General features: G+C 70.6%; 23 protein-coding genes and 1 pseudogene. 10 read left to right on the top strand and 14 right to left on the bottom strand.

From position 1 onward, the window contains the following. Positions 1 to 3 precede the first annotated feature (3 nt). A complete protein-coding gene (locus HUS56_RS06410; RefSeq protein ID WP_173922577.1) occupies positions 4 to 657 on the bottom strand; it encodes a hypothetical protein in 654 nt (217 codons plus the stop codon). 87 nt (positions 658 to 744) lie between these two features. On the opposite strand from HUS56_RS06410, the gene HUS56_RS06405 reads away from it, so the two are divergent. Further along, positions 745 to 1,311, top strand: coding sequence for a GIY-YIG nuclease family protein (locus HUS56_RS06405; RefSeq protein ID WP_254431316.1), 567 nt, complete (start codon positions 745 to 747; stop codon positions 1,309 to 1,311). 17 nt (positions 1,312 to 1,328) lie between these two features. On the opposite strand, the gene HUS56_RS06400 is transcribed toward HUS56_RS06405, so the two are convergent. The 3 genes from HUS56_RS06400 to HUS56_RS06390 form a co-directional block, all read right to left on the bottom strand. Beyond that, positions 1,329 to 2,246 carry an NAD(P)-dependent oxidoreductase gene (locus HUS56_RS06400; protein ID WP_173922576.1) on the bottom strand — a complete coding sequence of 306 codons (918 nt, stop codon included), beginning with the start codon at positions 2,244 to 2,246 and terminating at the stop codon, positions 1,329 to 1,331. A gap of 144 nt (positions 2,247 to 2,390) precedes the next feature. Next, positions 2,391 to 3,347, bottom strand: a complete 957-nt coding sequence (locus tag HUS56_RS06395; protein WP_173922575.1) for a DMT family transporter — start codon at positions 3,345 to 3,347, stop codon at positions 2,391 to 2,393. 64 nt (positions 3,348 to 3,411) lie between these two features. Beyond that, on the bottom strand, positions 3,412 to 4,950 hold the full coding sequence (locus HUS56_RS06390) for an FAD-dependent monooxygenase (protein ID WP_173922574.1): 1,539 nt from the start codon (positions 4,948 to 4,950) through the stop codon (positions 3,412 to 3,414). A gap of 120 nt (positions 4,951 to 5,070) precedes the next feature. Between HUS56_RS06390 and HUS56_RS06385 the strand changes: the two genes are divergently transcribed. Further along, the gene (locus HUS56_RS06385) at positions 5,071 to 7,746 is read left to right on the top strand and encodes an AI-2E family transporter (protein WP_173922573.1); all 2,676 of its coding nucleotides are present in this window, start codon (positions 5,071 to 5,073) and stop codon (positions 7,744 to 7,746) included. A 101-nt stretch (positions 7,747 to 7,847) separates the two neighbouring features. Here the strand turns inward: HUS56_RS06385 and HUS56_RS06380 are convergent, their stop codons facing one another. Both HUS56_RS06380 and HUS56_RS06375 read right to left on the bottom strand, forming a co-directional pair. Further along, positions 7,848 to 8,675, bottom strand: a complete 828-nt coding sequence (locus tag HUS56_RS06380; protein ID WP_173922572.1) for a DNA/RNA non-specific endonuclease — start codon at positions 8,673 to 8,675, stop codon at positions 7,848 to 7,850. 175 nt (positions 8,676 to 8,850) lie between these two features. Next, entirely contained in the window at positions 8,851 to 9,168 is a 318-nt protein-coding gene (locus HUS56_RS06375) for a hypothetical protein (RefSeq protein WP_173922571.1), read from the bottom strand. 23 nt (positions 9,169 to 9,191) lie between these two features. On the opposite strand from HUS56_RS06375, the gene HUS56_RS06370 reads away from it, so the two are divergent. Further along, positions 9,192 to 9,686: a MarR family winged helix-turn-helix transcriptional regulator gene (locus tag HUS56_RS06370; RefSeq protein ID WP_254431315.1), complete on the top strand. Its 495-nt coding sequence runs from the start codon at positions 9,192 to 9,194 to the stop codon at positions 9,684 to 9,686. Positions 9,687 to 9,749: 63 nt separating this feature from the next. Here HUS56_RS06370 and HUS56_RS06365 read toward each other — a convergent pair whose 3' ends face one another. Then, positions 9,750 to 10,601: a DNA/RNA non-specific endonuclease gene (locus tag HUS56_RS06365; RefSeq protein WP_371808297.1), complete on the bottom strand. Its 852-nt coding sequence runs from the start codon at positions 10,599 to 10,601 to the stop codon at positions 9,750 to 9,752. Between the two features lie 118 nt (positions 10,602 to 10,719). Between HUS56_RS06365 and HUS56_RS06360 the strand changes: the two genes are divergently transcribed. From HUS56_RS06360 to HUS56_RS06350, 3 genes are all read left to right on the top strand, one after another. Next, on the top strand, positions 10,720 to 12,099 hold the full coding sequence (locus tag HUS56_RS06360) for an aminotransferase class V-fold PLP-dependent enzyme (protein ID WP_173922570.1): 1,380 nt from the start codon (positions 10,720 to 10,722) through the stop codon (positions 12,097 to 12,099). Positions 12,100 to 12,207: 108 nt separating this feature from the next. Further along, on the top strand, positions 12,208 to 12,597 hold the full coding sequence (locus HUS56_RS06355; protein ID WP_173922569.1) for a winged helix-turn-helix domain-containing protein: 390 nt from the start codon (positions 12,208 to 12,210) through the stop codon (positions 12,595 to 12,597). Beyond that, positions 12,594 to 13,085, top strand: coding sequence for an SRPBCC domain-containing protein (locus HUS56_RS06350; protein WP_173922568.1), 492 nt, complete (start codon positions 12,594 to 12,596; stop codon positions 13,083 to 13,085). The genes HUS56_RS06355 and HUS56_RS06350 overlap by 4 nt, the downstream gene beginning before the upstream one ends. Before the next feature lie 56 nt (positions 13,086 to 13,141). On the opposite strand, the gene HUS56_RS06345 is transcribed toward HUS56_RS06350, so the two are convergent. Continuing rightward, the gene (locus tag HUS56_RS06345; protein WP_173922567.1) at positions 13,142 to 14,125 is read right to left on the bottom strand and encodes an acetylxylan esterase; all 984 of its coding nucleotides are present in this window, start codon (positions 14,123 to 14,125) and stop codon (positions 13,142 to 13,144) included. A gap of 91 nt (positions 14,126 to 14,216) precedes the next feature. Here HUS56_RS06345 and HUS56_RS06340 point away from each other — a divergent pair, with 91 nt between their 5' ends. Beyond that, positions 14,217 to 15,077 (top strand): carbohydrate kinase family protein, encoded by an 861-nt coding sequence (locus tag HUS56_RS06340; protein WP_173922566.1) that lies wholly within the window; start codon positions 14,217 to 14,219, stop codon positions 15,075 to 15,077. Positions 15,078 to 15,124: 47 nt separating this feature from the next. Here the strand turns inward: HUS56_RS06340 and HUS56_RS06335 are convergent, their stop codons facing one another. Then, positions 15,125 to 16,042, bottom strand: a complete 918-nt coding sequence (locus tag HUS56_RS06335; protein ID WP_173922565.1) for a DNA-3-methyladenine glycosylase — start codon at positions 16,040 to 16,042, stop codon at positions 15,125 to 15,127. 366 nt (positions 16,043 to 16,408) lie between these two features. On the opposite strand from HUS56_RS06335, the gene HUS56_RS06330 reads away from it, so the two are divergent. The 3 genes and pseudogenes from HUS56_RS06330 (at position 16,409) to HUS56_RS17480 (ending at position 18,995) form a co-directional block, all read left to right on the top strand. Further along, positions 16,409 to 17,584 (top strand): zinc-dependent alcohol dehydrogenase, encoded by a 1,176-nt coding sequence (locus HUS56_RS06330; RefSeq protein WP_173922564.1) that lies wholly within the window; start codon positions 16,409 to 16,411, stop codon positions 17,582 to 17,584. After that, a pseudogene (locus HUS56_RS06325) lies at positions 17,557 to 18,552 on the top strand (iron-containing redox enzyme family protein); the annotation flags it as partial. The gene HUS56_RS06330 and the pseudogene HUS56_RS06325, both read left to right, overlap by 28 nt. A gap of 149 nt (positions 18,553 to 18,701) precedes the next feature. After that, positions 18,702 to 18,995, top strand: coding sequence for a CDGSH iron-sulfur domain-containing protein (locus HUS56_RS17480; RefSeq protein WP_173922864.1), 294 nt, complete (start codon positions 18,702 to 18,704; stop codon positions 18,993 to 18,995). Positions 18,996 to 19,055: 60 nt separating this feature from the next. On the opposite strand, the gene HUS56_RS06315 is transcribed toward HUS56_RS17480, so the two are convergent. From HUS56_RS06315 to HUS56_RS06295, 5 genes are all read right to left on the bottom strand, one after another. Next, complete coding sequence (locus tag HUS56_RS06315) at positions 19,056 to 19,469, bottom strand: pyridoxamine 5'-phosphate oxidase family protein (RefSeq protein WP_173922563.1); 414 nt, start codon at positions 19,467 to 19,469, stop codon at positions 19,056 to 19,058. A 74-nt stretch (positions 19,470 to 19,543) separates the two neighbouring features. After that, the gene (locus HUS56_RS06310; protein ID WP_173922562.1) at positions 19,544 to 20,023 is read right to left on the bottom strand and encodes a GNAT family N-acetyltransferase; all 480 of its coding nucleotides are present in this window, start codon (positions 20,021 to 20,023) and stop codon (positions 19,544 to 19,546) included. Between the two features lie 78 nt (positions 20,024 to 20,101). Beyond that, positions 20,102 to 20,497, bottom strand: coding sequence for a RidA family protein (locus HUS56_RS06305; RefSeq protein WP_173922561.1), 396 nt, complete (start codon positions 20,495 to 20,497; stop codon positions 20,102 to 20,104). A 63-nt stretch (positions 20,498 to 20,560) separates the two neighbouring features. Further along, positions 20,561 to 21,040 (bottom strand): universal stress protein, encoded by a 480-nt coding sequence (locus HUS56_RS06300; RefSeq protein ID WP_254431314.1) that lies wholly within the window; start codon positions 21,038 to 21,040, stop codon positions 20,561 to 20,563. Positions 21,041 to 21,074: 34 nt separating this feature from the next. After that, positions 21,075 to 22,607 (bottom strand): flotillin family protein (locus tag HUS56_RS06295; RefSeq protein ID WP_217423952.1); only part of this gene is annotated, 1,533 nt, incomplete at its 5' end.

Raw genomic sequence — 22,607 nt, 5'->3', positions numbered from 1 at the left:
CCCTCACCAGCCGCCGAACGAGTCGTCGAGCTCGTCGAGCATCTCGCGTTGGCGTGCCGCCTCGCGCAGGTCGCGCTCCAGGTCGCCCGCGACATCCTGCATGCGCTGATCGCGCTCGCGCAGGTATGTCTCGTCGACCTCGACCTCGGGCCACTCGCGGGCGAGCCTCGCGTTGATGGCCCCGGCGATATCGGTCCAGGCGTCCTGCCGAGCCCGCTCGGCGAGCTCGGCGAGGTACTCGGGGTCGTCGCGCAGCTCTGCGAGCCGTTCGGCGATCGCCGTGTTCACCTGCTCTCGAAGCCGCAGGTTGCGAGTGTCCTCGCGATGGTAGTCGTGCTGGTGCGCTGAGCGGCCGACGCGATTCGCCGCGGTCTCGAGCTCGTGTGCCGACCACTCTGCGACCTCGTCGGTCTCGCGTATGAGCTCGTGGAGCACCTCACGAGCGGCGGCCGCGGCCCGGTCGGCGTCGAACGGCTCCTCGCCGCGGAGCGCCATCAGGATGATGCGGTTCTTCAGTGCCATCCGAGCCGCCGCCTCGGCGACGAGGAGGCCGTCGGCGAAGGTCTCCTCGAAGGTCAGCGGCTCGACCTTCGGCAGGGCCTTGCGATCGAACGGCTTGAAGGCGGGGGCACGACGCCGACGGAAGAAGCGCCACATCAGCCACCTCCGCCGCCACTCGGGATCCGGCTTCGAGCCTACCGACCGAGTCGGTGCACTGTCGGATGCCGCAGCTAACCTGCGGGCATGGACGAGACGCAGTGCGGCCTGCTCGGCGCCGACGGCGTTCGCTGCCCGAACCGGGCTGAAGCCGGCGCTCGGCTGCTGCTCTGCAGCGCCCACCTCCTGGAGGCGTACGATCGGGTCGCCTCAGGGGTCGGCGTCGTCGACCTGCTGCCCGGGCCGTGCCTGGCCTGCGGGTCGCGTCTCGGAGTGCGGTACCCGTCGGGCTGGATCTGCGCCGACTGCGAGTGGAAGGTGGGTGATGCGCCCGACGACGAGCTGGCGCGGCCGCTCGTCGAGGTCGTCTACTACCTCCGTTATCGCGACCAGATCAAGATCGGCACCTCGTCGAATCCACGCCTGCGCTTCACGGCCATCCCGCACGACGAGGTGCTCGCGTTCGAACGCGGCGGTCGCCGTCTCGAGCACCGCCGACACGAGCAGTTCGCCGAGCACCGGTTCCCCGGCACCGAGTGGTTCGCCGCGCACCCGACGCTGGTCGCGCACATCGATGAGCTTCGCGAGGGAGCAGACGACCCGTGGGCCCGCTACGACCGCTGGGTCAGCAGGCTGGCGGCGCTTCGCCGATAGTCGCGGGCGTCTCGAGGTCAGGCCCCGGGGTCGAACCCCTCGATGCGACCGTCGGCCGACGCGAACTTCACCACGAGGCTGCAGTCCTTGCCGCCGTACCCCTCGTCGATGAGCCGCTGAAACTGCTCGAGCGCGAGCCGAGAGGCCGGCATGGGCAGCCGGGCCTCGTCGCCCGCGGCGACCGCGAACGAGAGGTCCTTCTCGGCGAGCGCCGTGCTGAAGGTCGCGTCGAAGTTGCGGTTGGCGGGGCTGGTTTCGACGACACCGGGCACGGGGTACCACGTTCGCAGAGGCCAGGAGTCGCCCGACGACACCGAGGCCACCTTGAAGAAGGTCGCGGCGTCGAGGCCGAGGTGCGCGGCGAGTTGCGACCCCTCGGCCACCCCGAGGAGCGAGACGAAGAGCATGAGGTTGTTCGCGAGTTTCGCCGCGATGCCCATCGTCGGGCCGCCGACCGCGAAGACATGACCGGCCATGGGCTCGACGAGCGAGGTCGCCTCGGCCACGGCCTGCTCGTCGCCGCCGAGCATGAAGGTCAACGTGCCCGCGTGCGCACCCGCGATACCGCCCGAGACGGGCGAGTCCACGAAGCGGAACCCTCTCTCGACGGATGCCTCGTGGCAGAACCGCGAGGTCTCGACGTCGACCGTCGACGTGTCGAGCAACAGCGCACTCGTCGGTGCCGTCGCCCAGACGCCGCCGTCGCCGCCCAGCACCTCACGCACGTGCTCGCCGCGCGGCAGCGACGTGAACACCGCGTCGGCGCCGGCCACCGCCTCGGCGATGGTGTCGACGACCCGCACCCCCCGCTCGCCCGCCGCGACGCGGCACGCCGGATCTGGGTCCACGCCTCGCACCTCGTGCCCTGCGGCGACGAGATTGCCCGACATCGGGCCGCCCATATGACCCAGACCGATCCAGGCGATCGTCGCCATGGCCCCTCCCGACGTCGTCGTGCGAAATGCGGGTGCGAGCCCGGCGTGCACCCGCGGTTCCACGATAGGGTCGCGACATCCGGCGGGGCAACGAGGCGGGGCGCGGTGCCCGCCCCCGGCACAGTGCTCGCCCCCGCCGGTCTCCTACGCCATGCCCTCGGCGGTCCGCTCGAGGTCGCTCTTCGGCCGATCGCGTTGCGTCGCGATGGCGGTGCCGGCCGCGCCGCACACGATCGCGATGGCGACCACCTCCGTCACGGTGAACGTCTCGGAGAGCACGAGCCAGCCGAACACGGCCGCGATCACGGGACCGAAGCTCGTGATGATCGCGTACAGGCGGGGTGTGATGCGTCGCAGGATGAACGTGTCGAGGCTGTACGGCAGCGCCGACGAGAGCACGCCGACGCCGAGCAGCAGCCCGACGACGCCCCAGTCGATCACGGCCGGATCGAAGGTCGCGATGGCGAACGGCAGCAGCAACACGAGGCTCACGATGCTCGCGATCGTGAGCCCCTCGAGTCCGGGGAGTCCGACGGCCACGCGGCGCGTCAGCACGATGTACGCGGCCCACGCGGCGGCGGCCGTGAGCGCGAGGACGACGCCCCAGGGGTCGATGGCCGCGGCATCCGATGACCCCGGCCCGATGAGCAGCACGACGCCCGATCCCGCGGCGAGCGCGCAGACGACATCGAGCACGCGGCGCGAGGTCGCCAACGCGAGACCGAGCGGCCCGAGGAACTCGATCGTCGCGGCGATGCCGAGCCCGAGCAGGTGCACGGACTCGTAGAACGCGAGGTTCATGACGGCGAGCGCCACGCCGAGCGCGATCGCCGGGCGGATCCGGCGCCAGGTGAACTCGGCGCGCTTGGGCCGGTAGAACGGCAGCACCGCCGCGACCATCACGATCTGCCGCGCCGCGACCGTGACGAAGGAACCGACGACGGGGATCACGAGTCCCGCCAGCGACGACCCGAAGTTGATCGAGACCTCGGTGCCCAGCTGCGTCGCGGCGCCCACGATCCGGCGGCGCTGCAGCGTGGCGGACGTCGCCGGTCCCGGCGGCGGCTCGGGAGGCTGCTCGGGATTCGGCTCGTGGGTCACCCGACGACGATACGCCGCCACGCGGCATCCATTCGCATCGACCGTGGCCGCGGCATCCGTTCGCTCAGCCGGCGAGCTGCTCGCGGAACGCGAGGGGGCCGCCCGACACGGCGCGAGCGGATGCCGCGGCCGCGACGAACCCGTCACGGCGCACGAGGTACACGAGCCCCGGGTCGAGCCGCCCGAAGGGGTCGGGCGGGAACGCGTGACCCGCGAGGCCGACGGACTCGGCGATGGCCTGCACCTCGGGTTCGTGCACGCCGTAGCCGTGCACCTGCCACGTCATCGAGCGGAGCACGTCGAAGTTGTCGCCGGTCCACGGCAGCCGGCGGCCGACGACGGGGTCGCGACGGCTCGAGAGCCGGGGAGACATCCGGTAGTGGATGCGGGTCTGCGACACGTACCCGTAGAGCCGACCGCCGAGCAGGTGCGGAAGCAGCCGCACACCGATCGGGCCGACGACCGGCAGTGCGCGTCCGCGGACGAAGCGGGCGAACCGCGACTCGGAGGTGATGTTCGCGAAGAGGCGATCGGTCGTCGAGACGAGGGTCCGGCCCACCGGCCGGCGCTCCGCCTCGTATCGGTCGAGGCGAGCGTCGGGCATTCCGCCCAGGAGCACGTCGGCGAGCGCGCAGGCGAGATTGTGCGCCTCCTGCAGGCCCGCGTTCATGCCCTGCGCGCCGACCGGCGAGTGGATGTGCGCCGCATCACCGACGATGAAGCACGGACCCTGGCGGAAGCGGGCCGCGAGCCGGTGGTGCACGCGGTAGGTCGTGAACCACGACGTCTGCGAGTACGCGACGCCGAACTCGCGTCGGATGAGGGCCCGCACGTTCGCCTCGGGCAGGTTCCCCTCGGCGTCGAGGTCGGCGTCGTGCACGATGCCGAGCAGGCGCATCCGGGTGCCGCCCATGGGGAACGCGAGCACGAAGTGGTCGGTCGTGAACCGCAGGTTGATCGCGCCGTCGACGAGGCCCGTCACGTCCGCGGCATCCGCGATGTAGTACGTGAACGCGTTCGTCACGCCCTCGAACGGGATGCCGAGCGACTCGCGCACCGGGGAGTGCGATCCGTCGGCGCCCACGCAGTATCGTGCGCGCACGACGGTCTCGCCGCCGGGCCGGGCCAGGGTCGCGATGACGGATGCCGCGGCGCCCCCGGCGGCCTCGACCACCTCCAGTCGCTCGAGCCCGTGACCCCAGTGCACCTCACGTCCGAGGTCGGCCAACGCGTCGACCAGCAGCCGCTCGTTCCGGCTCTGCTCGAACACCGTGATCTCGGTGTACGGCGACACTCCGGCCCCGAGTCCCCGGAACTCGACGCGGCCGAATGCCCGACGACCGGCGCCGGGAACGATCGCCGGCGCCGGCGCGCGTTCGGCGAGCACCCGGTCGACGAGGCCGAGCTGGTCGTACAGCTCCATCGAGCGGGCCTGCACGCCCAGTGCACGGGACTCGCGCGTCGGTCCGAGCTTGCCGTCGACGATGATCGCATCGACGCCGAGCTTCGCGAGGCACACCGCGAGCATCAGGCCACTCGGTCCGGCGCCCACCACGAGCACGTCGGTGGTGAGCTCCCGTCGAGTGGCGCTGGCCTCGGCCATGCCCCCACTGTGGCACCGGCCGCGGGGTCACGTCACGCGAATCGGATGATGCCGGCTGCGGCATCCGCTCGCTATCGTATGGCTCAGCGCGGGCGTCGCGGCCCGCGGATCGGAGTCCTCATGTGGTGGACCAGGAGGCGATCGAAGGCCGATTCCGTCGCCGATGAGCACAGCGATGAGGTCCCGGCCGAGCCGGTGAGCGAGCACCGCAACGCGTACATCCTGATGGGAATCGCCGGCGGCGTTGTCATCGCGTTCGGCCTCGCCGCGATCGCGGGCATCTTCGCGCCCGTCTTCTTCGCCCTCGTGCTCACGATCTGCGTGCATCCGCTGCGCATCGCCCTCGAGAAGCGAGGTGTACCACGTGGCATCGCCACCGGTTCGGTGATCCTCGCCGTGGTGGTGCTGCTGCTCGCCTTCGGCTACGCGGTGCTCGTGGCGTTCACCCAGTTCGCCGAGCTGCTGCCGCAGTTCGCCGACCAGATCGCCGCGGTCGGCCAGTCGTTCGCGCAGTGGTTGTCGACGATCGGCATCGACGCCGACGAGATCGACCACCTGTTCGCGGACTTCGACCCGGGCACGCTGATCGGATTCCTCGGCGGGCTGGTCGGCGGACTGACCGGCTGGATCACGCTGCTCGTGATCGTCTTCACGATGCTGCTGCTCATGGCGATGGACGCGGGCTTCGTGCCGACCCTGTTCCGCCAGCTCTACCCGACGCGGCCGCTCGTGGTCTCATCGCTCGTGGCGTACGGCTCGAACGTGCGCCGTTACATGGTGGTCACCACGGTGCTCGGGGTGGCCCAGGGCGTCATCAACTGGGTCGCGCTCCTCATCATCGGCGTGCCGGGCGCGTTCATCTGGGGCCTGCTCGCGTTCGTGTGCTCGTTCATCCCGAACGTCGGGTACTTCATCGCGCTGATCCCGCCGATCGTGTTCGGCGCGCTGGTCGGCGGGTGGCCGACCGTGATCGCCGTCATCGTCGTGTACGGGATCATCAACGGGATCATCCAATCGGTGATCCAGCCGCGGGTGGTCGGCCACGCGGTGTCGCTCAGCCAGACGCTCACGTTCTTCTCGGTGCTGTTCTGGGCGGTCGTGATCGGGCCGATCGGCGCGATCCTGGCGATCCCGCTGAGCCTGCTCGTGCGTCTCATCCTCGTCGACTCGAACCCGCGGATGGAGTGGATCCGGCCGATGCTCGGCGAGCTCGACGAGACGAAGCAGATCATGGCGCAGATCGACGCCGAGGCGAAGGCCGAGCGCAAGGCGCGTCGGGCTGCCGGGTCCTCCGGCTCGACTTGTCCTCAACAGGCGGCGGGTGACTTCGCGTTCTCCACAGGCCTTTTGCCTGTTCAGACGCCCTTTCTGCGTGCGACGAATGTCAGTGGGTCGGTGCAGACTCGAGACATGGAATCCCCGCTCGCGCAGCTCGAAGCGCACGTCGCCGACTTGCGCGAGACGTGGGCTGGGGCCCTGCGTGCACCCGGGCGTGTCGAGGGCGGGGCGCAGTCGGCGGTCGAGCAGATGAGCGACGACGGCCTGGTGCGCGCGACCGAGTCGATCGCGCAGCTCCGTCGCCACGCCGAGGCACTGCTCGCCCGCGTGGCGGCTGAGATCGAGAAGCGCTCGCATCGCGGATTCGGTGTCGAGGGTCTCGCCAAGGCGAGGGGGTTCCACAATCCGGCTCGGCTCGTGGCAGCGTCAATGGGCATCTCCCGCGGCGACGCGGCGAAGTTCATCGCGGTCGGCAGCGCGACATCCGCGCTGCGATCGTTCACCGACGAACGTGGGCCCGCTCGTCACTCCCACGTGGCATCCTCGCTCGATCAGGGCCGCATCAGCATCGATGCCGCTTCAGCGATCACCACGATGCTCGACCGGGTCGGGCCGCGCGCTGACCCCGAAAGGTCCGACGCGACCGAGGCCGCGCTCGTGCAGCTCGCTGAGAGCGCGCCGCTCGAGCTGCTGATCCGCGGCGTGCGCGAGGCCGAAGCCCGGCTCGATCACGATGCGATCGAGCGGCGCGAAGTCGAGACCTGGCACGAACGCTCGCTCACCCTCCGCGAGTCACGCGGAATGGTGCACCTGCATGCGCGCCTCGACGCAGAAACGGCCGCACCCATCAAGGCGGCGATCGAGGCGCTCGTGTCCGACTCACTCCGCCGACGGCGCCCCGACGGCGACTCGCCGCCGATCCTCGATGACGAACGCTCCGTTCCGCAATTGCAGGCCGATGCGCTGGCGGCGATCGCTCGTCACACCCTCGGCTGCTCGAGCACGCTCGCCCCGCTTGCGAAGACCACCATGGTCGTACGCCTCGACCTCGACACCCTGCGCGATGGCGTCGGACACGCGACCATCGATGGCATCGATCAGCCCGTATCCGCGAGCATGGCCAGAAGGCTCTCCGCCGACGCCGAGCTGATTCCCGCGGTGTTCGGTGGCCAGAGTCTTCCACTCGACGTGGGCCGCACGACTCGGCTCTTCTCGAAGGCGCAGCGCATCGCACTCACCGAACGCGACGGCGGCTGCGCCGCCTGCGGTCAGAACATCGGTTACGTCGAGGCGCACCACATCCGCTGGTGGGAACGCGATGCAGGTCCGACCGATCTCGCGAACGGGGTGATGCTCTGCAGCTTCTGCCACCACCGCATGCACCGCGAGGAGTGGGAGATCCGAGCGTCGCGTGATCGCGTCTGGTTCATCCCGCCGCCAGGGATCGACCCTTCCCGAACTCCTCGGCTCGGCGGGCGAGCTCGATTCGCGCTGCCCGATCAGATCGGCGCGGCATGAAGAGTCCGGGGCATCCCTCGAGACCGCGGTTCGTCTGCGGCTGGTCGCACGGTGCCTCCAGCCAGCACTCGGCCTCGGAATCAGTGCACTCGGTCTCGGAATCAGTACAGGATCTCGTCGGGAGTTTCGACGCGCCGCCAACCGGCTTCGGCGACCGTCGCGGGAATGCGGTCGGCCTCCACCAGCTCTGGCATCGCAAGCCCAGTGAGCGCCGCGATGTCGCCGATGGGAACCTGGAACGTGCGGAACGGGCCGAGTGCCGGCGCTTCACCCGGCGCGGGCTCGCGCAGTCCGCCGGTCTCGACGAGCGGCGACTGGTCGACGACGAAACCGATCGCGGCGAGCTGGTCGGCGCCCGAGTTCCATGCGGCGATCTTCCAGAACCGCAGGGGGATCCTGATGCCGCGGTACGACGGATCGTCGGTATCCAGCAGGGGGGCCGTGAACACGCTGAGGCGCTGACGGTGCACGCGGGCGTGCTCGAGCACGTGGTCTTCGAGGCCCAACCAGAGTTCCTTCGACTGGTTGAAGCCCGACGCCTGCGGGGCCGCGTTCGTGTAGTGAAAGGTGTCGGAGTTCGCGCGAGCGGTGACCTCTGGGCTGCCCCACACCGGGTCCCGCCGGCGCACGAGGTGGCCCCGGTCGAGGTCGTTGTCGGCGTAGATCGCGGGCCCCGCCTGCCAGTCGGCCGGAATTCGCTCGTCGAGATGCCACCGGTCGGCCCGCTCGACCTCGACGAGGAGGGCGCCATCGACATTCACGCCCGTGACGCGCGCGAGCCGGCGCACGGAATCGAGCACCACGCTGAAATGCACGTAGTCGAGCGGAACGGAAGCGGCGGCATGATCCCTGAGGCCGCGCGACGGGAGCGCATGACTGGTCCGCGGCATCGGCGCCCGCACCCCCAGGAACAACGCATCGAAGCCCATACCGCAACTCGACCACGAGCCCCTGACACCGGCGACCGCGCGCGCCGCACGGCCGAGATCGAGTGGCGCGAGAACCCGGCCGAGAGGGCGAGAGAGCGAGAGAGCGAGAGAGCGAGGGGAGGAGAGGAGTACGGGTAGCAGGGAAGCGGGGGAACCAGGGAGGCCGGGAGCTCGATCAGCCCCGGGCTGGACAGTGCAGTTGCGTCCGTTCGCTCGAGCGGTCGATCTGATGCAGGGTCATCTGTTGATCGCAGAGCGGACAGCGAGGGTCGGCGGGCGGCACGTACGGAGCCTCAGGACGGCCGATGCCGACGTGGGCAGGACCCATGAAGGTGTAGACCACGCGATTCACCCTGTTGAAGAACCCGGGCTTCTGGTCGAACGGGTTCATCGGGTTGGGTCGACGCTTCGAGCGGCCCGAACCCGACGCGTCGTGCGACGTCGATGCACGCACGGACTCGGAGTGAGCGGCATCCGCTTTCTTTCGTGCCATAACTCTTAGTATACTAAGTAACTATGGGCACGACGAATCCGACGGCGATGACCGACGACGACCTGCTCAAGCTCGATCGTCAGCTCTGCTTCGCCCTTGCGGTCGCCTCGCGATCGGTGATCGCGGCGTACCGGCCCATCCTGGAGCCGATGGGCCTGACCCATCCGCAGTACCTGGTGATGCTCGCCCTCTGGGAACGAGAGCCGCGCTCCTTGAGCGAGATCGCGAGCGCCCTGCGACTCGAACCGGCGACCCTCTCGCCGCTCGTGAAGCGACTGCAAGCCGCCGGGCTGGTCACGCGCGAGCGCTCCGACCACGACGAACGGCAACTGGCACTCCGCCTCACCGCTGCCGGTCGGGCGCTGCGCCGCGAAGCGCAGACGGTGCCTCGCCAGGTGGTCGAGGCCCTCGGCGTCGACATGGATGAGCTGGTCGAGCTGCACGCCCGGCTCTCGTCGATCATCGAGCGCATCGCACCGCACACCGATCACGGAGTGCCGGCGACGGCGGCCCGCTGACCGAGCGCGGTCCCCGATCCCCCGGCTGAACCCGTATGGACGCCGAGCCGCCCGCCTGTGCGCTCAGACCAGGATGTCGTCCGCCGACTCGAGCGGCCGCCACCCCGTGACCCCGCGCGGCAGGTGCTCGGCCTCGATGAGCTCGGGCATGTCGAGGCCGGTCAGCTCCGCGATGTCGGCGACCCGAACCTGGAACGTCCGGAACGGCCCGAGCGGGGGCGGCGCACCGACTGTGCGCGGGAGCTCGTCCACATCGACCAGCGGCGACTGATCGACGACGAAGCCCGTCGTCGCGAGCGCGTCGCCGGTGCTCCACGCCGCCACCTTCCAGAACTTCAACGGAATCCGGATGCCGCGATACGGCGGATCATCGTCGGCCAGCACCGGCCCGGTGAACACGCTGAGCTTGAGGTCGTGCACGCGGGCGTGCTCGAGGACATGGTCCTCGAGACCGAGCCACAGCTCCCTCGACTGGTTGAACCCCGACGCCTGCGGCGCGGCGTTCGTGAACCGGAACGTATCGGTGTTCGCGCGCGCAGCGACGGCCGGTTCGCCCCACACGGGATCGTTCCGGCGCACGAGATGACCGCGGTCGAGATCGTTGTTCGCATAGACGTCCGGTCCAGCCTGGAGCTGGCGGTCGATGCGGTCGTCGAACTCCCACCTGTCGTCGCGCGGCACCTGCAGGAGCCGGGCGCCGTCGATGTTCACGGCTGTCACCCCGGCGAAACGCCTGGTCGTGTCGAGCACGACCGTGAAGTGCTCGTACGCGAGCTCGACGGATGCCGCGGCCCGACGCTCGGGCAGACGCGGCATCGCGGCATCCACCCCCAGGAACCCTGCATCGAAGCCCGTGGCCACCTGCACCAGCGCATCTCCCGGCCCCCGAGGTTCCACTCCTGCATCCGCGTTCATGACGCTCTCCCCCTCTGAGTGTTCCTCAGTTCGTTCTACACCCGAGGAGAACCGATCGGGTCAGGGATGACCCCGACGCGGTGCTTTGATGGACCCAGCCCCCACGAGAGGAACGCCCATGTCGTCACCGGCCACTCGGATGCACGCCGTCACCGACGAGACCGCACAGATCGTCGACCTCGTGCTCGACTTCTCGCGCCGTCGGGTGCTGTCGAGCGACACCCCGCTCGACAAGCCCGTGTCGCCGTTCGAACTCGACCGCCTGGCCGGGCGCACGATCGACGAGCACGGCATCGGAGCACGCCGGGCGCTCGCGCTCTTCGAGCACGTGCTCGCGCCGGCCTGCATCACGACCGATCATCCCCAGTACCTCTCGTTCATCCCGACCGCGCCGACGAAGGCGGCCACGGCCTTCGACCTCGTCGTGTCGGCGTGCGCGATCTACGGGGGCTCCTGGCTCGAGGGCGCGGGAGCCGTGCACGCCGAGAACGAGGTGCTCTCCTGGCTGGCACGCGAGTTCGGACTGCCGCCCGCCGCGGGCGGGGTCTTCGTGCAGGGCGGCACGCTGGGCAACCTCTCCGCCCTCGTCGCCGCTCGGGAGGCCGCGCGGCTCGCACTCCGCGAGATGGGTGCGCCCGCGCCCGATCGATGGCGCGTCGTGTGCAGTGCCGAGGCCCACTCGTCGATCGCGTCGGCCGCCCGCGTGATGGACGTGGAGGTCGTTCCGGTCACCCCCGACCCGGGCGGAACGCTGCGGGGCGACGCAGTGCGGGCCGCACTCGAGCAGCACGGGGCATCCGTGTTCGCCGTCGTCGCCACCGCTGGTTCGACGAACTTCGGCATCGTCGACGACATCGCCTCGATCGCCACGCTCAAGGAGGAGTTCGACTTCTGGCTCCACGTCGACGGTGCTTACGGCCTCACCGGAATGCTCTCTCCGCTCGCCCGCGAACGGTTCGCCGGGGTCGAGCGGGCCGACTCGCTCATCGTGGATCCGCACAAGTGGCTGTTCGCCCCGTTCGACGCCTGCGCGCTCATCTATCGCGACCCCGAGGCCGGCCGCCGGGCGCACACCCAGCACGCCGAGTACCTCGACACGCTCACCGAGACGAGCGAGTGGAGCCCGTCGGACTACGCCGCGCATCTCACGCGGCGCGCCCGGGGGCTGCCGCTCTGGTTCTCGCTCGCCACGTACGGCGGTGGCGCCTACCGCGCGGCGATCTCGAGCTCGCTGCAGCTCGCCCAGGACATCGCTCGCGAGATCGCCTCGCGCGAGTACCTGCACCTCGTGCGCGAGCCACAGCTCTCGGTGGTGGTGTTCGAGCGCGACGGCTGGTCGAGGTCGGAGTACGCGGCGTGGTCGGCGCGCCTGCTCGACGAGCAGCGTGCGTTCGTGACGCCGAGCTCCCACGCCGGCCGGCCGAACACGCGATTCGCGATCGTGAACCCCATGACGACGTTCGAACAGCTGGTGGGCATCCTCGACACCATGGCATGAGCGCGGCTCGGATGTCGCTGCTGCGCGTCTGCGCGAGGCCCCATCCCAGATCGAATCGATCGACGGCACTTATTGAACTTTTCGGTTCAGTGTCGTACACTGAACCACATGGTTCAGCAACAGGTGATCCCACCCGAGGCGCTCGATCGAGCCTTCGCAGCACTGGCCGACGACACGCGGCGCGGCATCCTGACCCGGCTCGGCGAGGGTCGGGCGACGATCACCGAGCTCGCTGAGCAGGCGGGCATCCCGCTCACCGGCATCCGCAAGCACGTCGCCGTGCTCGAGGCCGCGGGCCTCGTCGCCCCCGAGAAGGTCGGCCGGGTTCGGCAGGTCCGGCCGGGCGCCGAGCGATTGGACGACGCGATGGCGTGGATCACCTTCTACCAACGGCTCTGGGAGCGTCGGTTCGACGGCCTCGAGGCGTACTTCACGCTCCAGACCGGAGCAGAGGGCAACCCAACGAACGACGACCGAACGAAAGGAACGGAATCATGAGCGAGCGCGAGACGAGCACGACCGGCACCGAGACATCCGACACCATCGGACTGCGGATGTCGCGACAGCTGCCTGCTCCCCCCGAAGAGGTCTTCGACGCGTACACCGACGCCGAGAAGCAGAAGATCTGGTTCTCGATCCTCGACGAGGAGCCCGGCGTCGTCGAGATCTCGGTCGACCTGCGTGTCGGCGGCACCCAGAAGGCCGTGTGGGGGCCCGACCGCGACACGCTCTTCACCGAGGTGCAGACGTTCCTCGAGATCGACCGCCCGCACCGGCTCGTCACCGAGTCGACCGGGTGGGACCCGAGCGGCCAGAGCATGACCACGCACGTCGTCGTGACGTTCGAAGCCAGCGGCACCGGCACGCTCATGACCGTCGAGCAGACCGGGTTCCCCACCCCCGAGGTGCGCGACTTCTTCGAGACCGAGGCCTGGAACGGCGCCTTCGACCGCATCGAGGCGTACCTCGAGCGCTCGGGGGCCTGAGGCACACGGCGGGCGGGTTCGGCTCGCGATTGCCCGGGCCGGCGGGCGGCTCGCCGTCACCCGACGCGCCCGGCCAGCCAGTCGTGCTGGCGCGGCCAGTGCGCCGCGGCACCGCCCTCGTGCTCGTTGAACGCGTACTCGACGATGTGGGGTGTACCGGCTCGCCCGCTCGCGTCCCAGTGGTTGCGAGCAGCGAACACCGTCGAGGGCGGGCACACGGGATCGAGCAGTCCCACCGAGAACAGCGCGGGCACGGTCGCGCGCTTCGCGAAGTTCACGCCGTCGAAGTACGCGAGCGTCTGGAAGACGCGTGGCGCGGCATCCCGATGCACTGAGAGGTATCGCACGATCTCGTGATACGGGAGCCGGTCGGTCATGCCCACCGCGCGCTCGAAGTGACAGAGGAACGGCACGTTCGGCATCGCCGCGACGACGCCCTCGCTGAGCGCGGCGGCGGCGATGGCGATGCCGCCGCCCTGGCTCGTGCCCGACACGGCGATGCGGTCGCCGTCGATCCCCTCGAACGAGCGAACGGCCTCGATCGCGAGGACCGCGTCGGTGAAGACCCGCCGGTAGTAGTACGACCCGGGCGACTCGATACCGCGCGTCATGAATCCCGGCGCCGACGCCCCCACGCCGTGCGGGTCGGGCGTCGACCCGCCGGTGCCCCAGCTACTGCCCTGACCGCGGGTGTCCATGACGAAATACGCGAAGCCGGATGCCGCCCACGCGAGGTGCTCGTGTGGCAGGCCCCGCCCGCCGCCGTACCCCTGGTACTCGACCACGGCCGGGAACGGTCCGTCGCTGCCGGCCGGCACGATGAACCATCCGACGACGGTGTCGCCGCCGAAGCCGCTGAACGACACGTCGTAGACCTCGACGGCGGAGAGCGGCGACTCGACGCGCGCGAACGAGGGTGACCCGGCGAGCGCACGGGATTCCGCCAGGGTCTCGGCCCAGAAGGCGTCGAAGTCGTCGGGCTCGGCCACCTCGGGCCGGTAGACGCGGAGTTCCTCGAGCGGCAGGTCGAAGCGGGGCACGTTCCTCCTTGGCGGGCGGCTGTGGCGGCGAGGCTCAGCGTAGCCGACCGCCGACGCGGATCCTGCCGGGGGAACGCGCCAGAATGAACGGATGACCGACCGCGTCTTCATCGCCGGGCCCGCAGCGTGGAACCACCTCGTCGAACTCGACCGGCTGCCCGACCCGGTGCCGCACATGCAGTTCGCGTTGGGCGACTGGGAGACGATGGGAGGCACGTCGGCGGGCAAGGCGCTCGGTCTCGCCGGGCTCGGACGCCCGGTCACGCTGCACACGCTCCTCGGCGATGATGCCGAAGGCCGTCGTGTGCGGGGTGCGCTCACCGGAGCCGGCGTCGACCTCATCGCGGGCGACGGGGTCACGACCGAGCGACACCTCAATCTCATGACGCGTGCCGGGGGCCGCGTGTCGCTCTACCTGGCGACTCCGCAGCCGGTCGACGACGCCCCCTCACCCGACGCGATGGCCGCCATGTCGGATGCCGCGGCGCTCGTGCTCGACCTCGCTCCCCTCTCCGTCGGCCTCTTGCCCGCCGCGCGCGCCACGGGGCTGCCGATCTGGACGGACATCCACGACTACGACGGCGAGACGGAGTTCCATCGCCCGTTCATCGAGGCGGCCGACGTGATCTTCATGAATGCCGACCGCATCGGCGACGATCCGTTCCCCTTCATGGAGCCGTGCATCGAGCGCGGTGCCTCGCTCGTGGTGTGCACGCTCGGCGCTGAAGGAGCGGTCGCCGTCGACGAACGGATGCGGCGCCACCACGTCGCGGCCGAGCCCGTCGAGGTGCTCGACACGAACGGCGCCGGCGACGCATTCATGGCCGGCGTGCTCGACGCGACGCTCGCGGGATCGCCACTGCCCGACGCGCTGCGGGCGGGGGCGCGGCACGCGGCATCCGTGCTCATGACCCGGCACCTGCACCCGAGCCTCGACGCGCTGCTGCCCTGAGCCGGCCGGGCCTGGACGTGCGAGAGGCGTGCGAACGGCTCGGGCGCTCAGATCGCGCGGTGGTCGACGAAGGGCATGCGCGGTCCACGGCGGGGACGCCCTCGCACGCCAGCCGCTTCGAGCAGGCGCACGACCCGGTAGCGGTGCCCCGCCCACGGCGTCATCGCCTCGAGCATCTCGCCGTCGGTCATGTCGCGGCCCCAGAGCGCATGGCCCAGGTAGTTCGACAGGTGGTAGTCGCCGACCGAGAGCGCGTCGGGGTCGCCGAAGGCGCGCTGGGCGACCTCGGCGGCGGTCCACGCCCCGACGCCGGGCATGAGGGTGAGGCGGGCCGTGGCATCCGCCGGGCTCATGCCGGCCGCCTCCTCGAGACGAGCGGCATACCGGGCCGCATTCACGACGGTCCGGGCGCGGCGCGGGTCGACGCCCGCCCGGTGCCACTCCCACGTGGGAATCGATGCCCAGGCCTCGGGCGACGGGGTGACCTGCATGCGCCTCGGCGTCGGACCGGGTGCCGGCTCGCCGAACATCCACACGAGCCGGCGCCACGATTCGTGGGCCTGCGGCGTGATGACCTTCTGCTCGAGGATCGCCGGCACGAGCGCCTCGAACACGGCGCCGGTGCGCGCCATGCGCATGCCGGGATTGCGGCGGTGCGCGTCGTCGAGCAGCCGGATGCCGGGATCGAAGCCGCTGGGGTCGTCGTGCTCGCCGAGCACCGAGGGCGCCTGCGCGACGGCCGCGGCAGCGCCGGGGCCCCACCCGCTGCAGCGGAGCTCGTCGGGACCGCGCTGCTCGAACCGCAGCGTCGCGACGCCGTCGGCGGTGCGCGTGGTGCGCCAGGCCGCGCCGGCCGCGTCGAGCTTGAAGGTCGGGTCGGCGGGACCGCGCCGAAGCACCCCGAGTGTCTGGCGAAGATCGGTCGGATGGCGCGGCCGCCAGGTCAGCTCATGCTCGGCGATCACCGTTCCAGTGTGCCGGACCCGGCCGACAGTGTGCGCGTGGCATGCGGGCGCCGGCGCTGCGCCACTTGCGCGTTGCCTGCGCCCGTTCTGGTGGCGCAGGTAACGCCGAAATGGCGCAGCGGGCGCCGGACCGCTCAGTCAACCGAGCGCGACGGGGTCACGCGCATCGACATCGCGGATGACGGGGACACCCGACCCGGCGACATCGAATCCCCGCCCGACGAGGCCTGATCCCCGCCCGAACTCATCGAACCGTCGTTGTGCGCCGGAGCACCCATGACCTGCGACGGTGGTGCAGGGGCGGGAGCGGGCCGCGCGGCCTGTCAACCCCGTGACATCCGCCCGGAGCCCACGTAGACCGGAAGGATGCGAGCGCTCACGTGGCAGGCGACCCGGAAGGTGACGGTCGAGGAGGTCCCCGATCCGAGGATCGAGGAGCCCACCGACGTGATCGTCCGGATCACCTCGACGGCGATCTGCGGATCCGACCTGCACCTCTACGACGTCTTCGGGCCCTTCCTCGACAAGGGCGACATCCTCGGGCACGAGCCGATGGGCGTGGTCGAGGAGGTCGGCAGCGAGGTGCAGAAGCTGGCCGTCGGCGATCGGGTCGTCATCCCGTTCGTGATCGCGTGCGGCGAGTGCTTCATGTGCCGGCGCGGACTGACCACGCAGTGCGAGACCACGCAGAACCGCGACACCGGCACGGGCGCCGACCTCTACGGCTACACCGAGCTGTACGGATCCGTTCCCGGCGGCCAAGCCGAGTACCTGCGCGTTCGTCGTGCCGACTTCAACGCGTACAAGGTGGGCCGCGACCTGCCAGACGAGCGCTACCTGTACCTCAGCGACATCCTGCCGACCGCCTGGCAGGGCGTCGCCTACGCCGACGTTCCACCCGGCGGCACCCTCGGCGTGATCGGGCTGGGTCCGGTCGGCCAGTTCGCCGCACGCATCGGCACGCACCTCGGCCATCGCGTGGTGGCGGTCGATCCGGTACCCGAGCGGCGGCTCATGGCCGAGCGGTACGGCGCCGAGGTCTTCGACCTCACCGATGACGTGCTGGAGCGCCTGCGCGACGCGACCGACGGGCGCGGACCCGACTCGGTCGTCGACGCGGTGGGCATCGAGGCGCACGGCAACCCGGGCACCGCGTTCCTGCAGAATGCGGTCGGCCTGCTGCCCGACGCGGTCGCGAAGAAGCTCATGACCACCGCCGGCGTCGATCGCCTCGCCGCGATGATGCTCGCGATCGACGCGGTGCGCCGTGGTGGCACGGTCTCGCTGAGCGGGGTCTACGCCGGAACCGCCGACCCGATGCCGCTCATGACCATGTTCGACAAGCAGATCGCGATGCGCATGGGCCAGTGCAACGTGCATCGCTGGCGTGACGAGCTCCTCCCCCTCGCGGAGGCGCCCGACGACCCGCTCGGGCTCGAGGACCTCGCGACGCACCGCGTGCCGCTGGACCGGGCACCCGAGATGTACGACACGTTCAAGAACAAGGAGGACGGATGCATCAAGGTCGTGTTGAAGCCGTGACGACGACGTTGGCGACCGCTGACCGCCCCGACGACGACACGATCAGCCGGCACATGCGGCCGATGGCGATGCCCTCACCGCGTGGACCGTTCAGTACGGCGTTGATCGACCTGCTGGGTTCGTCCGGCCCCTTCGGCGAGGCGACGGAGGATGGGTACGACGCCGCGCGTGCGGCGGAGCGACTCGCCGCCATCGGGCAACGCGCGCTCGCGGCATCCGAGGACCTGCTCGTCGACGACGACGTGCAACTCGCGCTCTTCCTCATGTACGAACTGCACTACGGCGGCATCGAGGGCGTCGACGATCGCTGGGAGTGGGACCCCCGCCTGCTGTGGGTGCGTGCAGAGGTCGAGCAGGCGTTCGAGGGAGCGCTGCGTCAGCGCGTACCGCAGCCGGTCGCCACGCGCACCGTTCCCGAGGCGTTGTTCGAGCTCACCGAGGACGACGGCGGGCCGAGCCTCTCGCGATTCGTCGAGAGCGAGGCGACCGCCGACCAGGTTCGCGAGGTGCTCGCGTGCCGCACGATCTACACGCTGAAGGAGGCCGATCCGCACAGCTGGGCGATCCCCCGCCTGCACGGTCGGGCGAAGGCGGCCCTCGTCGAGATCCAGGCCGACGAGTACGGTGGCGGCCGCGCCGACCGCCTGCACGCGACCCTCTACGCGAAGTGCGTGAGAGCGGCCGGCCTCGACGACCGGTACGGCGCCTACGCCGACCACGTGCCGGCCGCGGCCTACACCTCGATGAACGTCATGTCGCTCTTCGGGTTGCACCGTCGGTTCCGCGGTGCGATCGCTGGGCATCTCGCCGCGTACGAGATGACGTCCTCGCTCCCGTGCCGCGCCTATGCCAACGGCCTTCGGCGCCTCGGGTTCGACGCCGACGTCATCGAGTACTTCGACGAGCACGTCGAGGCCGATGCCGTCCACGAGCAGGTCGCCGCACGGGACCTCGCCGGATCCCTCGCCGAGGACGAGCCTGAGCTCGTCGCCGACATCCTGTTCGGCGCGGCCGCCTGCCTTGCCATCGACGGCGACCTCTGGGGTGGCGTTCGGCAGCGGCTCGAGGCGGGTGAGTCGGCGCTCAGGGAGCCGCGGCCGGGCCGGCCGCCCCGCCGGTGGTTCCCGCCGGGCCGGGTGGGGCCGGGGGGTCGCACCGGGGGGCTGCGCCGGGCCGGCCCGCCCGCCCCGTCACGATCACGGCGTGCCCCGACGGCCCGCTCCTGGTACGCGGCGACCTCGAACTCGTCGACGACGACGGCCGGCCGGTGCAGCCGAGCCGCAGCACGTTCGCCCTGTGCCGGTGCGGCGCCTCCGCGAGCCGCCCCTTCTGCGACGGCTCGCACAAGCTCGTCGGCTTCCGAACCGGGCCGCCCGCGCGCACGCCCGCGGTCACGTTCGACGAGTCCTGACCAGGGCGCCGCCCGGCGAGCGGATGCAGCCCCGGCGCCGGCCGAGCGGATGCCGGGAACTCAGGCTCCGCGCCGCTGGAACGTCCTCCCCTGCACGCTGCTCGGCGTGATGCGCACCCAGCGGTCCTTCTCCTCGGGCGCCCACGGCGTGATGCCGAGCTGTTCGGCGGCCTCGACCTCGGACTGACGGTCGAACTCCTGGGCGGTGCCCTTCACCACGACGCTGAACGCGTCGGTCTCGCTGTACCCGTCGACCTCGAATGCGACGCTGTGGCGGATCGTCAGCTCGAGCAGCTTCGTTCCGGGTGACGTGCGGAACACGATGGTGCCGTTGTCGACCGCGTGATTCACGGGGAAGATGTCGACCTCGCCGGCCGCGGACGCGGCGACACGACCGTACGGCGCATCCCTGAGTCGCTGCCAGCACTCGTCCTCGGTCAGGTGGAGGGTCGGGGGTCGCTCGTCTGCGCTCATGCTTCGAGTATCGCCCGCTCGAGCGCGGGGGCGCCAGCGTCCGGCCCAGCGGCCGGGACACGCCGCGCCAGCCGTCACCGAGTGAGCTGGCCGACGTACAGCAGCATTCGGTAGTCGTGGCCCGACTCGATGTTGACGAAGCCGTGCCGCTCGTAGAACCGGCGTGCATCGGTGTCGATCTCGTCGACGTTGATGTGCATCTCCCCGCCGCCGCGAGCAAGCACCTCCTCGATCGCGCGCGTCAGGAGCACGGTGCCGATGCCCTCGCCTCGGCGAGCCGGTCGCACGTAGAGCTCATCCAGCACGGCGAGCGGCCCGTCGGTGTAGACAGTCGGGCGCAGGGTCACGACCGCGTAGCCGATGGGGTCGTCGCGATCCCCGGCCAAGAGGACGAACGCAGCCGGATCAGCCAGCAAGTGCCGGAATCGCGGCACGAGTACGTCGAACGGCGGCGACGGATCGTCGAACTCGTCGCCGAAGTCGATCTGCAGCCGCGTCACGATCTCGGCATCATCGGGGTCTGCGAGGGAGATGAGCGTGTCTGCGGAAGCCATCCCCCTATCGTGCGGGCCACTCCCGGTCGTGTCACCTCAGCATCGGATGCCGCTCGGGCACGGCGCGCGGAACGCCCGTCACCCGCTCGCGGGCTCGGCGAGCACGGCGGTGAGATCCACCTGGATGAGCGCACCCCCGCCGACCTGCGGGATGACATGGCGCGCTGGCCGGCTGTCGACGTCGGGGAACATCGCGACCCATTCGCGGTTGAGGGCTTGGCGGTCGCCGGGATCCGCAAGCCAGACCGTCATCTTGATGATGTCGTCAGGGGTGCCGCCCGCGGCCTCCATGAGCGCCCGCACATGCGCGAACACGTTCGCGCACTGCTCCTCGAGCGACGGCGGCAGCTCTCGCGTCGACGGGTCGCGCCCGGTCAGGGCGCCCGAAACGAGGTGCGGCCCGATCCGGCTCGCCACCGGGATCGGGTTGGCGTGCCCGAACCCGGGCAAGTAGATGGCGGTGCGTCGTGGCATCCGACCCCTCCGTTCCACTCGATCCTCGATCCCTCGACCCCCCGATTCGGCCGTGCTGACCCCCTACTTCCGGTGCACGACGAGCACGGGGCAATGCGCGTGCTCGGCGACCGCGGCGCTGACCGAGCCGAGCAGCAGCCCGGCGAACCCGCCGTGGCCGCGACTGCCGACAACGATCATCTCGGCGTCCATCGACGCCTCGATGAGCACCTCGGCCGGACGTCCTTGGCGCGTCTGCGTCGTGTACCACTCGGGCACGTCGTCGCCGAGGACCTCGTCGGTCGCCAGCTTCAGGACCTTCGCCGCGTCGTCTTCAGGGGTCCAGTCGAGCTCGGGGTAGTAGCCGCCGTACAGGAACGACGGGTGATGCCACACCGCGGTCGCCTGCACCCGCAGGCCGAGGCGTCGCGCGAGATCGACGCCGTAGCGCAGTGCCGCCATGGACGACTCGGAGCCATCCACCCCGATGACCATCCCCGATGACGCCGCGTTGCGATCGCCCTCGACGCCTGACCCGTACTCGCCGCTCACTGGCTCGGACATACGGCCATCGTGGCACGGTTGCGACGCCGGCGCCCTATCCGGTGACCGTCGGGATGTCGTGCTCGGTGGATGCTCGGGACACCTCGGCACCGGCGGCGCCCTCGATGCGCGTGCCGACGTCGTCGAGTCCGAGTTCGGCGAGCGCGGGATTCGCGACCGGCTCGGTGCTGCGCGCCATCGCGGCGCCGGCGGCGGTGCCTCCGACGAGCGATCCGATGAGCTCGCGGATGCCGACGCCCATCGTCGAGCTCAGCATCGCGTCGACCTCGGTGATGCCCGAGACGGCGTTCTTGGCGAGCTGCGAGGCGCCGTCGGTCGAGACGACCGTGAGCTGGTCGATGTTCGACATGGGCGCCGCGAGCTCGCGCGCGATGAGGGGCAGGGCATCGATGAGGCGCATCTGCAGCAGCGCCTCGGACTGCTGTGCGACGGCCTCGGCGGCGGCCTTGGTCGCGGATGCCTCGGCGGCACCCCGCGCGTTGATGGCGTCCGCCTCCGCAAGGCCCTCGGCCTTCAGCGCCTCGGCGGCGGCCGTGCGGGCGACCCGGTCGGCATCGGCGGCGACGCGGACCGCCTCGGCTGCGGCATCCGCTTCGACCTTCACCCGGTACGCCTGGGCGTCGGCGACCGCCTTCACCTCGGAGTCGAGCTCGGCTGCACGCAGGGCCGCCTTCTTCTGGGCGGTGATCTCCTGCTGCGCGACCACCTCCTGCTGCGAGAGGGCCTCGGCCAGCGGGCGGGCGGCGGCCGCCTCGGCCATCGCCTTGTCGGTCTCGCGCTGCAGGGCGGCCTTGCGCTGGGCGAGCTCGGCCTCACGCTCGGCCACGGTCTGCTCGGCGGCGATGACGGCCTCGCGCGCCTCGCGCTGAGCCTCGGCCTCGGCGATCTCGGCCTGCTTCCGCACCTTCGCCTGCTCGGCCCGACCCAGGTCCTCGATGTAGCCGTTGCTGTCGGAGATGCCCTTGATCTCGAACGAGTCGACGTCGAGGCCCTGGTTCGCGAGCGAGTCGCGGGCGACGCCGAGCACGGCGGCCGACAGCTCGTCGCGGCGATTGATGATCGTGAGCACGTCGGTGGCGCCGATGGAGGCGCGCAGCGAGCCCGACAGCACCTCCTGGGCGAAGATGTCGATGTTCTTGTCCTGGCCGAGGAAGCGCTGGGCGGCCGCACGGATCGCCGAGGCGCTGTCGCCGACCTTGACGATGGCGACGGCGTCGACGTTCACCGTGATGCCGTTGTTCGTCTGCGCCTCGGCGCGGATCTCGATGGCCCGCGAGCGCAGCGAGAGCTTGTGCGCCTTCTGGAAGAACGGCATGATCCAGACGCCCTGGCCGTGCACGACGCGCTGGCCCGATTCCTCGGTGTCGACGCCGTCGATCATCTTGCGCCGCGAGCGCTTGCCGGTGACGACGATCGCCTCGTCGGGCGACACGTTGCGGTAGAGCACCTTCGCCCAGGCCCACACGATGATGAGGACGACGACGACGATGGCGATGACGCCGGCGATGGGCGTGAACAGCAGTTCGAGCACGGGGTTCCTTTGCTGGGGTTTGCCGGGGGCGGGAAG

Origin of the sequence: Agromyces sp. Marseille-P2726, from assembly GCF_902809835.1 — a bacterium.
Classification (GTDB): Bacteria; Actinomycetota; Actinomycetes; order Actinomycetales; family Microbacteriaceae; genus Agromyces.
Note: the sequence above shows the minus strand (reverse complement) of the source record. Positions and strands in the feature narration are given on the sequence as shown.